The sequence below is a fragment of the Streptomyces typhae genome (genome assembly GCF_009755605.1).
In the GTDB taxonomy this organism is placed as follows: Bacteria; Actinomycetota; Actinomycetes; order Streptomycetales; family Streptomycetaceae; genus Streptomyces; species Streptomyces typhae.
Window position 1 is genome coordinate 25,026 of the sequence record NZ_WPNZ01000036.1, and the last position, 13,528, is coordinate 38,553.

A 13,528-nucleotide genomic window follows, 5' to 3' on the forward strand; every position below is an offset into this window, starting at 1 on the left:
GGCCCGCGCCCGTGCACGGGAATGTGCACGGGTATGCACACGGGTATGCGGACAGCACAAAACCCGGTCCGGCGGTGTCGCCACCCCGGACCGGGTGAAGTGCAGTCGCTACGAGAACCGTGCGAGCTGCGAATGTCTGTGATGTACGAGAACCGCGAGGTCAAGCACCGCGGCGCTGCGGCGAGGGACCGGACTGGTCGTCCTCGTCATCCTCGTCGTCGTTGTACAGATCCGCGTACTGCGCGTACGGGTCGTCTTCCTCGTCCTCGTCCTCGAACGGCTCACCATTCGGCGGCTGTTGCGAAGTCGAAGCGCCCAGCTCATTGGCCAGACGCGACAGGTCAGTCCCGCCGCTGTTGTACTTCAGCTGGCGGGCGACCTTTGTCTGCTTGGCCTTGGCCCGGCCGCGCCCCATGGCTCGACCCCCTCGGTATCGGGGCTTCATGGCCCCAGAGTCTTGACACGCGTTCATGATCTAGAACGGACTCTCCATGGAGAGACCGGTCCGTAGGGCTTCCACGGTACCTGCTCCTGCGGCCGTACGGTACGTCGCCCGCAGGACGCGCCTGGGCGCACAACCGGCAAGGTGCCCTTTCCTCGCTGGTCAGCTGCGATTTTAACCTCTTCTTGGCAGGCGACCCGCCGACGGGGGTGAGTCTTGTCTCCCGAGGGGCGTCGGCGGGCCTGGAACCGGTCGGCGGGGGCGCCGGTCGCGTGTCAGCGGCCGCGGGCCTCCGCGATGCGCTGCTCGGCGATCCTGTCGGCCGCCGCGGCGGGCGGAATCCCATCCTGCTTCGCACGTGCGAATATGGCGACCGTGGTGTCGAAGATCTTCGACGCCTTCTCCTTGCACCGGTCGAAGTCGAAGCCGTGCAGCTCGTCGGCGACCTGGATGACACCGCCCGCGTTCACCACGTAGTCGGGTGCGTAGAGGATCCCGCGGTCCGCGAGGTCCTTCTCGACACCCGGGTGGGCGAGCTGGTTGTTGGCCGCGCCGCACACCACTCTCGCGGTGAGCACCGGCACGGTGTCGTCGTCGAGCGCGCCGCCGAGCGCACAGGGGGCGTACACGTCCAGGCCCTCGGTGCGGATCAGCGTGTCGGTGTCGGCGACCGCGGTGACCTCGGGGTGCTTGCTGGTGATACGGAGCAGCGAGTCCTCGCGGACATCGGTGATCACGACCTCGGCGCCGTCCTCAAGGAGGTGCTCCACGAGGATGTGGCCGACCTTGCCGACGCCCGCGACACCGACCTTGCGGCCGCGCAGCGACGCCTCGCCCCACAGGTGCTGGGCCGAGGCCCGCATGCCCTGGAAGACACCGAAGGCGGTGAGCACCGAGGAGTCGCCCGCGCCGCCGTGCTCCGGGGAGCGCCCGGTGGTCCAGCGGTTCTCGCGCGCGACCACGTCCATGTCCGCGACATACGTACCGACGTCGCAGGCCGTCACGTACCGGCCGCCGAGCGAGGCCACGAACCGGCCATAGGCGAGCAGCAGCTCGTCGCTCTTGATCTTGTCGGGGTCACCGATGATGACCGCTTTGCCACCGCCGTGGTCGAGCCCGGCCATGGCGTTCTTGTACGACATCCCGCGCGCGAGGTTGAGCGCGTCGGCGACGGCTGCTTCCTCGGAGGCGTAGGGGTAGAAGCGCGTGCCGCCGAGGGCGGGGCCCAGGGCGGTGGAGTGGATGGCGATGACGGCCTTGAGTCCGCTGGCGCGGTCCTGGCACAGCACGACCTGCTCATGACCCCCCTGATCCGAGTGGAACAGGGTGTGCAGGACGCCGTCGGTTACATCGGTCACGGTGGTGACTCCCGGTTACATAGCGGCGGTTGGACGGGTGGCCCGTGCGGGTGGCGGGCGCCGTGTGCCAAGAGAGTAGAGCCTGAGGGGACCCGTCCGCCGCACGGCGGTCGGCATCACTCTGTCCGGCTGTCACGGTGCTCACGCGCGCGGGCTGCGGGACGGGTTGCGGGACGGAGTGCGGCGCTGTTCGGCCATGGCACGATTTGCAGTGTTTTCCAGCCGGTACGCGGGGGAGGTGAGGGCCGTGCCCAAGGTGTCCTCGGTGATCGTCCCGTACGCGTCGTACTTGCGGGTGTATGAGCCACTCGCTGCCTTCCCCGAGCCCGAACGCAGCCACTGGGCGCGCTACGCCCGGCGCTCGGACCGCCCCTCGTACCAGGACGAACTCCGCCGCTCGCTGGCCGACTTGGTGCCCACGCCGCCCGTGCCCGTGCCGGTGCACGAGAGCAGCGACGCGTTCGTGGTGGAGCGCGACGGGGTGGTGTGCGTCTGTCCCTGGCGCACCCGGCTGCGGGGCTGGCAGGCCCTGGGCGACCTCGGCGGGCAGCTGCCGACGCCGGTCCTCGACGCGGTGCTGCCGCCGGTGGTGCGCCGGCAGGCCGCCGCTGACTACGAGCAGTGGCTGTCGCGGAACCCCGACGCGCGCCCCTGGATCCGCTCGGCGACCTGGCACGTGCCGATGCCGTGGTTCGTGCTCGTCACGGACGAGGAGCGCTGTTACGAGCGCTACACCGAGGGCACGGAGGCCGCGGCGGCCACCGGGGACGGCGCGGACGCCACGGACACCACGGACGCCGCACCCGCCACGGAGGCCCCCAGCGGGGCGCCGGTGCTGCGGTACCGCACGCCGATGGTGCAGGCGCGGCGCCGGGTGGCCCGCGGTCTGAAGGCGCTGCGCGACGCCATGGACGAGGGGGCGCTCATCGACGGCCTCGTGGACGTGGGGCGCTGGCTGGAGGAGTTCCACCCGCGCTCGCTCGTCGAGCTCGACTACGGCGGCCTGGTGCACGCCCTCCCCGGCGACATGCTCGACGAGGACCACTCGGCTCGGGACGTGGCCGCCGGGATCGAGGCGCTGCGGGCCGGGGACGGGGTGGGGGCCGGCGAGGCGTATGCAAGGCTCGTGGAGCGCTGGCGGGCGGTCCGGGAGCGACAGTTCTCGAACTGACGAGCCCTTCTCGTCTCTTCTCGCCGCCGCTCGCCTATACATTTCTCCTTCGTGCGGGGCGCCGACGGGCCCGTCGGGCCGGGCCCGGGGAGGTCCGTGTCCCGCCAACGGGACGTAGGTCCCGATCCGGGCCTTTGCCTCAAGCGTGATGGACCGCACTTAACTCGCTCTTGCGCTGATCGCCCCTCCTCATGCCAAAATAGGACAAGGAGTCCGGACAGGGTTCCATCCGTCCAACTAAGGGCGGAATACTTGGCATTGCGCGCTATGGGGGGTCTGTTGACTCCTGATCGCTCTGTGACTGATCGTCACTGTGACGTGACTGTCCGCTATGGCATGGTCCATCGGCTTCCGTCGCGGATGGACACCTGGGAGGGCAATTCCATCGGTTTGGCCGACGCGGCTGGACGGATGGTGTAGTTGTAGTGCCGAGGACAAGCCGTTCGTCCTATAACCGACTCGACTCGCGTCCGCCATTTCGGGCAACGCGGGTCAAGGTGCAGAATTTAGAGGAATGAACCGAGAAGGTTCGGTTCTCCCGAGGAGGCCGCTCATGACCGCTCGCACCCCTGATGCCGAGCCGCTGCTGACCCCGGCTGAGGTTGCCACGATGTTCCGCGTCGACCCGAAGACGGTCACGCGCTGGGCCAAGGCTGGCAAGCTCACGTCGATTCGTACGCTCGGCGGTCACCGCCGTTACCGCGAGGCTGAGGTCCGCGCTCTGCTTGCGGGCATCCCGCAGCAGCGCAGTGAGGCCTGAGCAGGGCGTTTGTGCAGTAAGCAGCAGTAAGCAGTACACATCGGACGACACGTTCCACCGCTGCCGGGTCCCCCAACCTGGCCGTAACGTCCGACATATGGCTCTACGCGACACGGGACCCGCCCCAACGGGCCCCACGCCCGAACCACTTGGGTGAGTCGTCGATCGCGCTGGACTCCGCCGGGTCCAGCGCGATCTTTTTATGCCCGCGACCACTGGGTAGGCGCCCTGTGGACGCCGGCGCGGATGCCTCGGGCGCCGCCGCGACGCCCTTGCAACGCCCCCGCGGGGCCCGCGTGAACTCCGGTTGCGCGCTGTTGGGGGCCTCTGTGAGGCGTCCTGTTGATCCCTGGGGGACCCTGTCAGCGGCAAGTGCAATGGCACATATTTGATTGACCCGTTGTAGGGCGGGGGTAAGTTCCAGGGTTTTTGAAACTCGTTCGGTGACTACCGTCACACGGGATCCGGCTTGTTGGTCCTGTTGCCGGTGCGCTAAAGGGGGCTGCCGGGGTTCCGCGCAGGTCTTCGGCGCCGGGGTGGGGCGCCCGCCCTTGGCTCAGCTTCCCACCCGGCAGGCGGCCCGTGGGGCGCCTTTGGTCATGCCTTGGGGGGCCTTTCGTCCTCGCGTGCCGCATCCGCCTCAGAGGCTTCTGTGGCATCGCTGGAGGGCTCCGTGGCGGAGGGCTCCATGGCGAGCCGCAGGAGTCGATGGCAGATGGGGCAGTGCCGGGTCAGATGGCGGTAGCGGGTGGCCGCCGCGAGATGGGCACGCAGCAGGGCACGGGTCTCGTGCCGGGCGGTTGCGGACATGCGCCACCTCCTCGGGAGCGCGCGGCTCGCTCCCTTTTCTGGGGTACCGGCGGAATGTGACGCCGTCAAGCCTGCGCTTTGCTCGCGGGGGCGCGGGGGTTGCGGCGTGCGCTGATCGGCGAAGTGGGCCGCGCTCTGGGGGTGGGGCCGCATCCTGGGGGTGGAGCCTGCTTGGTTGCTGTGGTCCTGACGGGATTTGCTGTGTCGATTGGGGCTGCGCCGCGGGCGCGGCCTCCACCTTGGCAGGGTGGCGAGCGGGGCGAACGCAGAAGTGGGCCGCATCCTGGGGGTGGGGCCTGCTTGGTTGCTGTGGTCCTGACGGGGTGTGCTGTGTCGTTTGGGGCTGCGCCGCGGGCGCGGTCTCCACCTTGGCAGGGTGGCGAGCGGGGCGAACGCAGAAGTGGGCCGCATCCTGGGGGTGGAGCCTGCTTGGTTGCTGCGGTCCTGACGGGATTTGCTGTGTCGATTGCGGCTGCGCCGCGGGCGCGGCCTCCACCTTGGCAGGGTGGCGAGCGGGGCGAACGCCGAAGTGGGCCGCACCCCGAGGGTGCGGCCCACTTCTTTACTGCGGTCCTGACGGGATTTGAACCCGCGGCCTCCACCTTGACAGGGTGGCGAGCACTCCAAACTGCTCCACAGGACCAGGTTTCGCAGCTCCGATTACCTCCCTGGGCTGCGAAAAAGACTGTACAGCAGCGCGGCTCCCTGGTCGAACTCGCTCTGTGTGAGCGGGCGCTCACGGCCGGGGGGCTAGGGAGCGGCGGCGTCGATCGCCTTCACGATGCGCTTGTCGGAGACGGGGTACGCCGTGCCGAGCGCGTGCGCGAAGTAGCTGACCCGCAGCTCCTCGATCATCCAGCGGATGTCCAGGACCTCCCGCGGCACCGGCCGCCCCTGCGGGAGCTGTTCGAGCAGCCAGGCGTACTCGTCCTGCATCTCGCGGACCTTCTCCATGCGCGTGGTGTCGCGCTGGACGTTCGTCGGCATCTGCTGGAGCCTGCGGTCGGCTGCGACCATGTAGCGCATCAGGTCGGGCAGGCGGCGCACGCCCGTGTCCGTGACGAAGCCGGGCTTGACGAGGGCGTCGAGCTGCCCGCGCACGTCCGCGAGGTTCGGCAGCAGCGCCGGGCTCCTCGTGGACTTCAGGCGCCGCTCACAGGCCTGCCAGGCGGCGAGGACCTGCTGCACCTGGGCGACCGCGTGCACGGTCGCGTCGACGATCTCGGCGCGCACCTTCTCGTACAGCTTGCGGTACGACTCCTCGTCCCACGCGGGCCCCCCGAAGTCGCCGATGAGCTTGTCGGCGGCGGCCCGCGCGCAGTCGTCGAAGAGGGCCTGCATGGAGCCGTGCGGGTTCGCCGACAGGGCGAGCTTCTGCTGGTTGGTGAGCTTGTCCTGGGCGAACTTGCCCGGGTTCACCGGAATGTTGCGCAGGATGAGGCGGCGGGTGCCGCGCCACATCGCCCGCGCCTGTTCCGCCTCGGTGTCGAAGAGGCGTACGGAGACGGTGTCACCGTCGTCGACGAGGGCCGGGTAGGCCTTCACGGGCTGTCCGGCCCTGCGGGTCTCGAAGACGCGCGAGAGCGTCCCGATCGTCCAGTCCGTGAGGCTGGCGCGCTCCACGGACTCCCCGCCCGAGCGCTCCGCCGTGGCCGCGGCGGCCTGCGACAGGGCCTTGCGGGCCTTCGGCTTGAGGCGGAGCTTCAGGGCCTCCAGGTCCTTGTCCTCGGCCAGCTTGCGACGCCGCTCGTCGGTGATCCGGAAGGTGATCTTCAGGTGGTCCGGTACGCGGGTCAGGTCGAAGTCGTCGCCGTGCACCGGCACCCCGACCATCTTCTGCAACTCGCGCGCCAGCGTCACGTGCAGCGGCTCCTGGAGGGGCGTGGCCCGCCGCAGGAACTCCTTGGCGTGGTTGGGCGCCGGGACGTAGTGGCGGCGGATCGGCTTCGGCAGGGAGCGGATCAGCTCCGTCACCACGTCCTCGCGCAGCCCCGGGATCTGCCAGTCGAAGCCGTCGGACGAGACCTGGTTGAGCACCTGGAGGGGTAGGTGGACGGTCACGCCGTCCGCGTCCGCGCCCGGCTCGAACTGGTAGGTGACCCGGAACTTCAGCGGCCCCTGCCGCCAGGTGTCCGGATAGTCGTTCTTCGAGACGTCACCGGCGCGCTCGTTGATGAGCATCGACCGCTCGAAGTCGAGCAGCTCGGGATCCTCGTGGATCTTCTTCTTCCACCAGGAGTCGAAGTGTGCCCCCGACACCACGTGCGCGGGCACCCGCTGGTCGTAGAAGTCGAACAGCGTCTCGTCGTCGACGAGGATGTCGCGGCGCCGGGCGCGGTGCTCCAGCTCCTCGACCTCGGTGAGCAGCCTGCGGTTGGCGGCGAAGAACTTGTGGTGGGTGCGCCAGTCGCCCTCGACGAGCGCGTTGCGGATGAACAGGTCGCGGGAGACCTCCGGGTCGATCCGCCCGTAGTTCACCTTGCGGTCGGTGACGAGCGGGACGCCGTACAGCGTCACCTTCTCGTACGCCATCACGGCCGCCTGGTCCTTCTCCCAGTGCGGTTCGCTGTACGTGCGCTTCAGCAGGTGCTGGGCGAGCGGCTCGACCCACTCCGGCTCGACGCGCGCGTTCACCCGGGCCCACAGGCGTGACGTTTCGACGAGCTCCGCGGACATCACGAAGCGCGGCGGCTTCTTGAACAGCGCCGAGCCCGGGAAGATCGCGAACTTGGCGTTCCGCGCCCCCAGGTACTCGTTCTTCGCGCCGTCCTTCACGTCCTTCATGCCGATGTGCGACAGCAACCCCGCGAGCAGCGAGAGGTGCACCTGCTTCTCACCGGCGTCGCTGTCGTTCAGCTGGATGCCCATCTGCTTCGCGACCGTACGCAGCTGGGAGTAGATGTCCTGCCACTCGCGGATGCGCAGGAAGTTCAGGAACTCCCGTTTGCACATGCGGCGGAACGCGGACGAGCCGAGCTCCTTCTGCTGCTCCCGCACATACCGCCACAGGTTCAGATACGCCAGGAAGTCGGACGTCTCGTCCTTGAAGCGGGCGTGCTGCTGGTCGGCCTGCGTCTGCTTCTCGGCGGGGCGCTCGCGCGGATCCTGGATGGACAGGGCGGCCGCGACCACCATGACCTCGCGCACGCAGCCGTTCCTGTCGGCCTCCAGGACCATCCGGGCGAGCCGCGGGTCCACCGGGAGCTGGGCCAGCTTGCGGCCCTGCTGCGTCAGGCGCTTCTTCGGGTCCTTCTGGGCGGGGTCGAGGGCACCGAGCTCCTGGAGGAGCTGTACGCCGTCCCGGATGTTGCGGTGGTCCGGCGGATCGATGAACGGGAACTTCTCGATGTCGCCGAGTCCCGCCGCCGTCATCTGGAGGATGACGGACGCCAGATTCGTCCGGAGGATCTCCGCGTCCGTGAACTCCGGGCGGGCCTCGAAGTCGTCCTCCGAGTACAGCCGGATGCAGATGCCGTCCGACGTACGGCCGCAGCGGCCCTTGCGCTGGTTGGCGCTCGCCTGGCTGACCGGCTCGATGGGCAGGCGCTGCACCTTCGTGCGGTGGCTGTAGCGCGAGATGCGGGCCGTGCCCGGGTCGATCACGTACTTGATGCCCGGCACCGTCAGGGACGTCTCGGCGACGTTCGTCGCCAGGACGATTCTTCGGGCTGTTCCCGCGCCGGGCCGCTGGAAGACGCGGTGCTGCTCGGCGTGGGACAGGCGGGCGTACAGGGGGAGGACTTCCGTGAACCGGTAGTTCTTCTTGTTCAGCGCGTCCGCCGTGTCCCTGATCTCGCGCTCACCGGACAGGAAGACCAGGATGTCGCCCTTGCCCTCCGCCTGGAGCTCCTCCACCGCGTCCGTGATCGCCGTGATCTGGTCGCGGTCCGGGTCGTCGCCCTCCTCCTCCAGGAGCGGGCGGTAGCGGACCTCCACCGGATACGTCCGGCCGCTCACCTCCACGATCGGGGCGTCCCCGAAGTGGCGCGAGAAACGCTCCGGGTCGATGGTCGCGGAGGTGATCACGACCTTCAGGTCCGGGCGCTTCGGCAGCAGCTGGGCCAGATAGCCGAGCAGGAAGTCGATGTTGAGGCTGCGCTCGTGCGCCTCGTCGATGATGATCGTGTCGTACGCGCGCAGCTCGCGGTCCGTCTGGATCTCGGCCAGCAGGATGCCGTCCGTCATCAGCTTCACGTACGTGCTGTCCTGGTTCACCTGGTCGGTGAAGCGGACCTTCCAGCCGACCGCCTCGCCCAGCGGGGTGTTCAGCTCCTCCGCCACCCGCTCCGCGACCGTGCGGGCCGCGATGCGGCGCGGCTGCGTGTGGCCGATCAGGCCGCGTATGCCGCGGCCGAGCTCCAGGCAGATCTTGGGGATCTGGGTCGTCTTGCCCGAGCCCGTCTCGCCCGCCACGATCACGACCTGGTGGTCGCGGATCGCCTGAAGGATGTCGTCCTTCTTCTGGCTGACCGGGAGCTGCTCGGGATACGTGATCGCGGGCACGCCCGTGGCGCGGCCCGCCATCCTGGCCGCCGCCTTCTCCACGTCCTGCGCCACCTCCGCGAGGACGGCGGCGCGTGCCTCGGGCTTGCGGATGCGGCGCGCGCCTTCGAGCCGCCGGCCGATGCGGTGCTCGTCGCGCAGCGAGAGCTCCGTCAGGCGGGGGGCGAGGGCGTCGAGGGTGAGGGCGGGCTGCGTAGACATACGCGGTCCAGGATCTCACCCGCGGCTCGGGAACGGCCAACTGATTTCCCGTGGGGCACGGGGGAGCACGTACGATTCCGGGCATGTGGTCCCGAGCGCGGCTTGTGTGGTGCTCCCTGGCGGGGGTGCTGGTCGTCGTGCTCGGAGTGGGCGTGCTGTGCGGGACCGCAGCCGGAGGCTTCGCCGGGGTGACCTCCGTGCGGGCCGAGGCCGGGGCCGGGGCCGGTGCATCCGTCAGGGCTGCCTCCGTGCCGCAGGCCAGGGACCTGCCCGGTGTGCCCGGGTGCGGGCGCGGGCAGGGCGACGACGCGCAGCGGCCCGCCGCTCCGCCGCGGTTCCCCTCCTCCTACGAGCTGCTTCCCGCCCTCTACGACAACCGGGCCGATGCCTCTTCCTGGGGCGTCGACCAGACCGCGCTGTGCCTCGCACCCGGGCGGGCCCCGCCCGCTCTCGTGTCGCCCTCGCCCATAGATCTCTCCGTACTGCGTGTGTAGACGGGCCCTGTCCCCCTCAGGAGTCCCTTTTGTCTCGTATGCAGTAACAGGAGAAGTGCATCCTCATGGCGTCTTCCGCCCGTGACCGCCGTAACCGCCAGAAGAACCTCGCCATCGTCGCCGGCGTCGCCGTCGCCGCCGGTCTGCTCGGGTTCGCCTCGTACACCGCCACCAAGCCGGAGGAGCCGTCCGCCGCCGCGAGGAAGGGGGACTCGGCCGCGTCGTCCGGGGCCTCCGCCGCTCCCCGCGAGGGCGCCCACTCCGAACTCGAAGCCCTCGCCCGGCGCGACGCCGGCGATCCGCTCGCCCAGGGCAAGGCCGACGCCCCCGTCGTCATGATCGAGTACGCCGACTTCAAGTGCGGCTTCTGCGGGAAGTTCGCCCGCGACACCGAACCCGACCTGGTGAAGAAGTACGTGCCGGACGGGACCCTGCGCATCGAGTGGCGGAACTTCCCCATCTTCGGCGAGGACTCCGAGCGGGCCGCCCGCGGCGCCTGGGCCGCGGGGCGGCAGGGGCGGTTCTGGCAGTTCCACGAGGCCGCGTACGCCGACGGCGCCAAGGAGAAGGGCTTCGGGGACGGCCGCCTGAAGGAGCTGGCCCGACAGGCCGGGGTCAAGGACGTGGACCGGTTCGCCAAGGACGCGGACAGCGAGGGGGCTCGGGCCGCCGTGAAGAAGGACCAGGAAGAGGGGTACAGGCTCGGCGCCACCTCCACGCCGTCCTTCCTCATCAACGGGCAGCCCATCGCCGGGGCGCAGCCCGACGCGGTGTTCGAGCGGGCCATCGAGACCGCCGCCGCGCAGGCCGGTGGGGGTGCGAAGTGAGCCCCGACGTCGGGTACTTCGCCGCCTTCCTGGCGGGGCTGCTCGCGTTGGTCAGTCCGTGCAGCGCCTTGCTGCTGCCCGCGTTCTTCGCCTACTCGATCGACTCCACCTCCCGGTTGCTCGCCCGTACCGGGATCTTCTACGCCGGCCTCGCCACGACGCTCGTGCCCCTGGGGGCCGCGGGGTCCGTGGCAGGGCGGTTCTTCTTCGGGCACCGGGAGCAGCTGGTCCTCTGGGCCGGATGGCTGATCATCGCGCTCGGGGTGGCGCAGGTGGTGGGGCTCGGGTTCGCCTCCCGGCGCATGGCCGAGCTGTCCGGGCGGATCCGCCCGACCACGGCGGTGTCCGTGTACGCGCTCGGGGCGGTGTACGGGCTTGCCGGGTTCTGCGCGGGCCCCATCCTCGGGAGCGTGCTGACCGTGGCGGCCGTGAGCGGATCCCCCGTGTACGGGGGCGCTCTGCTCGGTGTGTACGCCCTCGGGATGGCGGTGCCGCTGTTCGTCCTCGCCGTGCTGTGGGAGCGGTTCGAGCTGGGGCGGCGGAGGTGGCTCCGGGGGCGGGTGTTCCGGCTGTGGCGCTTCGAGCTGCATACGACGTCCGTGTTGTCCGGGTTGTTCTTCGTGCTGCTCGGGGGGTTGTTCCTGGCGTACGACGGGGCTGCCGCGCTGCCGGGGCTGCTGGATGTGGACGACTCGTTCGCCGTGCAGGAGTGGGCTTCCCGGGTCGGGGAAGCGGTGCCGGACTGGGTGCTGCTGGTGGGGGTCGTGGCGGGGGTGGGGTGCTTGGTGCTGCTGCGGCGACGGGCCTCCGCTTCTGCCTCTGCCCCTGCCCCTGCCCCTGACTCCGCTTCCGCCTCTGCCTCCGCCCCCGCCTCTGCCTCCGCCCCCGCCTCTGCTGATTCGGACGCCTAGTCGCCTCCGGCTTTCCGGTCGCGGGCAACGCCGAAGGCCCCGTCCAAGTGGACGGGGCCTTCGGGAAGAGGTGGCTGGGGCCGGGATCGAACCGGCGACCTATCGCTTTTCAGGCGATCGCTCGTACCAACTGAGCTACCCAGCCACGCAGCCGCTGGGGCTGCAAGCGGTCCTGACGGGATTTGAACCCGCGGCCTCCACCTTGACAGGGTGGCGAGCACTCCAAACTGCTCCACAGGACCAAGCTTTGTGCGAGCACCAGTCTCGCACAGGTGTTGCGTGCCCCCAACGGGATTCGAACCCGTGCTACCGCCTTGAAAGGGCGGCGTCCTGGGCCACTAGACGATGAGGGCTAAGAGGCCCGCCGTGGGCGCTTTGCAGCGCGTCGGGGACGTGAGAAGCATATGGGATGGGAGGAGGGATCGCCAAAACGGTTTACGAGGGCGGCGCCGGTGGGGGCGTCGAGGGGTCGGCGCCGGGCTGGTTCTCCTTGGGGAGGTGGCGGCTGACCTCGGCCTTCGTGAGGCCGAGGCCGCCCAGCTTGATCTCGTCCCAGGCCTGGAGACGCTTGGTGGCGCGGTCCAGGTAGAGCACGGAGGTCTCGACCGGGTCGGGGTGCTCGTCCTCGACGGCCCGCAGCCCGCTGCCGCCCGTCGAGCCCTCGATCCGCAGCCGCGTGCCGCGCTCCATGACTTCCATCTCCTGGTGGTGCACATGACCCGCGAGCACCAGCGGCACCGCCCCGTCCGTCCGCCTCGCCGCCGTCGGGTTGTGCGTCACCGCCACGTCCACCGGCCTGCCCCTGGCGGCCTGGTCGTACAGGGACGTGGCGAGGTTGATGCCCGCCATCTCCTCCACCGCGTCGCCCTCCTGCTTCTCCGAGCGGTCCGGCGTGAACTGGGGGTCCCCGATGCCCGCGAACCGCAGACCCGCGACGTCCACGGCCTTCCCGCCGTCGAGGACGTGCGCGTTCTTGAGCTTCTTGAGGTACTTCTGCGTCGCGAAGGAGTCGTGGTTGCCCCGGACCCACACGTACGGCGCCCCGAGGTCCTCGATCGGGTCCAGGAACGCGTTCTCCGCCGCCGTCCCGTGGTCCATCGTGTCCCCGGAGTCCACGATCACGTCGATCTCGTACTGCTTCACGAGGGAGGCGATGATCTTCCAGCTCGCCGGGTTGAGGTGGATGTCCGACACGTGCAGCACGCGGATCGTCGACGGGTCCGGTTCGTACGCGGGGAGCGTCGACGTGACGTCGTACAGCTTGGTCACATTCGTCACCAGGCGGGCCAACTCGCGCTGGTAGACGTCGAATTCGCTCACGATGCTGCGGGCGTTGCCGACGACGGAGGGCGCGCTGCTGAGCAGGCCGGAGAACTTCGGCTCCAGAACCGACTTCGGGTTCCACGTCGCGTACGCCACTCCGCCCGACGCCGCGAGGAGCGCCAGCGCAAGGCCGCCCGCCGCCAGGGCCCTGCGCGGCCTGCGGTACACCGCGAGGCCCAGTGCCGTCGCCCCCGCGACCACGGCGGCGCAGGACCGTACCGCCAGGTCGAGGGTGCCGTGCGCGACGTCCCCCGCCACCTCCTCCTGCATCCCCGAGATCCGCTCCGGGTGGTCGACGAGGGCCTCCGACCGCACCGGGTCCAGGCGGTCCACCTCCACGTCCAGGCGGATCGGTGCCACGTGCGAGTTCAGCTCCAGGGCGCCGAGCGGGGACACGTCGATCTTCGTCCCGCCGGTCAGGGACGGGCGGAGCTGCATCCGCGTGTCCATCGGCCCCACCGAGGTGCGGACACTGCCCACCACCAGGAGGCCGAGCCAGGCGCCGAGGACCACCACCGTGACCAGGCCGAGAGCGCGGCCGAACGGGTGCGGGGCGCGGGTGAGGTCCGCCGTCGGTGGTGAGTGACCTGCGCGGTAGCGGCGTACGAGAGCTGTCGGCGTCCTGCGCAGACCGCGCAGGCTTCGCATGACGACCGGAACGAGGCGCCCCATTGGGCCCGTATGCCCGTGCCCGGCGGTCGCCATGCCCGTCCGGGAGGTGGGGGCCG

At 70.0% G+C, this 13,528-nt stretch carries 10 protein-coding genes and 4 tRNA genes; 5 read left to right on the forward strand and 9 right to left on the reverse strand.

Annotation, left to right across the window (positions count from 1 at the left end; genetic code table 11):
• Positions 1-160 precede the first annotated feature (160 nt).
• Together GPA10_RS39530 and GPA10_RS39535 are read right to left on the reverse strand one after the other, a co-directional pair.
• Positions 161-415 carry a DUF3073 domain-containing protein gene (locus tag GPA10_RS39530; protein ID WP_058849891.1) on the reverse strand — a complete coding sequence of 85 codons (255 nt, stop codon included), beginning with the start codon at positions 413-415 and terminating at the stop codon, positions 161-163.
• Between the two features lie 302 nt (positions 416-717).
• Positions 718-1,800 carry a Leu/Phe/Val dehydrogenase gene (locus GPA10_RS39535; RefSeq protein WP_058849890.1) on the reverse strand — a complete coding sequence of 361 codons (1,083 nt, stop codon included), beginning with the start codon at positions 1,798-1,800 and terminating at the stop codon, positions 718-720.
• 247 nt (positions 1,801-2,047) lie between these two features.
• Between GPA10_RS39535 and GPA10_RS39540 the strand changes: the two genes are divergently transcribed.
• Together GPA10_RS39540 and bldC are read left to right on the forward strand one after the other, a co-directional pair.
• Entirely contained in the window at positions 2,048-2,971 is a 924-nt protein-coding gene (locus GPA10_RS39540; protein ID WP_343041831.1) for a DUF8083 family protein, read from the forward strand.
• Between the two features lie 553 nt (positions 2,972-3,524).
• Positions 3,525-3,731, forward strand: coding sequence for a developmental transcriptional regulator BldC (gene bldC, locus GPA10_RS39550; RefSeq protein WP_003949541.1), 207 nt, complete (start codon positions 3,525-3,527; stop codon positions 3,729-3,731).
• 597 nt (positions 3,732-4,328) lie between these two features.
• On the opposite strand, the gene GPA10_RS39555 is transcribed toward bldC, so the two are convergent.
• The 3 genes from GPA10_RS39555 to hrpA all read right to left on the reverse strand — a co-directional run bounded on the left by GPA10_RS39555 (position 4,329) and on the right by hrpA (position 9,245).
• Positions 4,329-4,541, reverse strand: coding sequence for a DUF6274 family protein (locus GPA10_RS39555; protein ID WP_157169638.1), 213 nt, complete (start codon positions 4,539-4,541; stop codon positions 4,329-4,331).
• A gap of 568 nt (positions 4,542-5,109) precedes the next feature.
• A tRNA-Asp gene (locus GPA10_RS39560) sits at positions 5,110-5,184 on the reverse strand.
• Between the two features lie 107 nt (positions 5,185-5,291).
• On the reverse strand, positions 5,292-9,245 hold the full coding sequence (hrpA, locus tag GPA10_RS39565; RefSeq protein ID WP_157169639.1) for an ATP-dependent RNA helicase HrpA: 3,954 nt from the start codon (positions 9,243-9,245) through the stop codon (positions 5,292-5,294).
• 83 nt (positions 9,246-9,328) lie between these two features.
• Here hrpA and GPA10_RS39570 point away from each other — a divergent pair, with 83 nt between their 5' ends.
• The 3 genes from GPA10_RS39570 to GPA10_RS39580 all read left to right on the forward strand — a co-directional run bounded on the left by GPA10_RS39570 (position 9,329) and on the right by GPA10_RS39580 (position 11,477).
• A complete protein-coding gene (locus GPA10_RS39570) occupies positions 9,329-9,739 on the forward strand; it encodes a hypothetical protein (protein WP_157169640.1) in 411 nt (136 codons plus the stop codon).
• Between the two features lie 65 nt (positions 9,740-9,804).
• Entirely contained in the window at positions 9,805-10,566 is a 762-nt protein-coding gene (locus GPA10_RS39575; protein WP_157169641.1) for a DsbA family protein, read from the forward strand.
• Positions 10,563-11,477: a cytochrome c biogenesis CcdA family protein gene (locus tag GPA10_RS39580; protein ID WP_343041832.1), complete on the forward strand. Its 915-nt coding sequence runs from the start codon at positions 10,563-10,565 to the stop codon at positions 11,475-11,477. The genes GPA10_RS39575 and GPA10_RS39580 overlap by 4 nt, the downstream gene beginning before the upstream one ends.
• A 71-nt stretch (positions 11,478-11,548) precedes the next feature.
• Here the strand turns inward: GPA10_RS39580 and GPA10_RS39585 are convergent.
• The 4 genes from GPA10_RS39585 to GPA10_RS39600 all read right to left on the reverse strand — a co-directional run bounded on the left by GPA10_RS39585 (position 11,549) and on the right by GPA10_RS39600 (position 13,472).
• Positions 11,549-11,622: transfer RNA gene (locus tag GPA10_RS39585), tRNA-Phe, on the reverse strand.
• Between the two features lie 22 nt (positions 11,623-11,644).
• Positions 11,645-11,719, reverse strand: a tRNA-Asp gene (locus tag GPA10_RS39590).
• 38 nt (positions 11,720-11,757) lie between these two features.
• Positions 11,758-11,830 (reverse strand) — tRNA-Glu (locus GPA10_RS39595).
• 82 nt (positions 11,831-11,912) lie between these two features.
• On the reverse strand, positions 11,913-13,472 hold the full coding sequence (locus GPA10_RS39600) for a metallophosphoesterase family protein (RefSeq protein ID WP_157169642.1): 1,560 nt from the start codon (positions 13,470-13,472) through the stop codon (positions 11,913-11,915).
• Positions 13,473-13,528 lie beyond the last annotated feature (56 nt).

What these genes read in the sequence shown, in the direction of transcription:
- GPA10_RS39530 (WP_058849891.1), bottom strand. Translation starts at nt 415, where the DNA reads ATGGGGCGCGGCCGGGCCAAGGCCAAGCAGACAAAGGTCGCCCGCCAG.
- bldC (WP_003949541.1), top strand. Translation starts at nt 3,525, where the DNA reads ATGACCGCTCGCACCCCTGATGCCGAGCCGCTGCTGACCCCGGCTGAG.
- GPA10_RS39555 (WP_157169638.1), bottom strand. Translation starts at nt 4,541, where the DNA reads ATGTCCGCAACCGCCCGGCACGAGACCCGTGCCCTGCTGCGTGCCCAT.
- hrpA (WP_157169639.1), bottom strand. Translation starts at nt 9,245, where the DNA reads ATGTCTACGCAGCCCGCCCTCACCCTCGACGCCCTCGCCCCCCGCCTG.
- GPA10_RS39570 (WP_157169640.1), top strand. Translation starts at nt 9,329, where the DNA reads ATGTGGTCCCGAGCGCGGCTTGTGTGGTGCTCCCTGGCGGGGGTGCTG.
- GPA10_RS39575 (WP_157169641.1), top strand. Translation starts at nt 9,805, where the DNA reads ATGGCGTCTTCCGCCCGTGACCGCCGTAACCGCCAGAAGAACCTCGCC.
- GPA10_RS39600 (WP_157169642.1), bottom strand. Translation starts at nt 13,472, where the DNA reads ATGGGGCGCCTCGTTCCGGTCGTCATGCGAAGCCTGCGCGGTCTGCGC.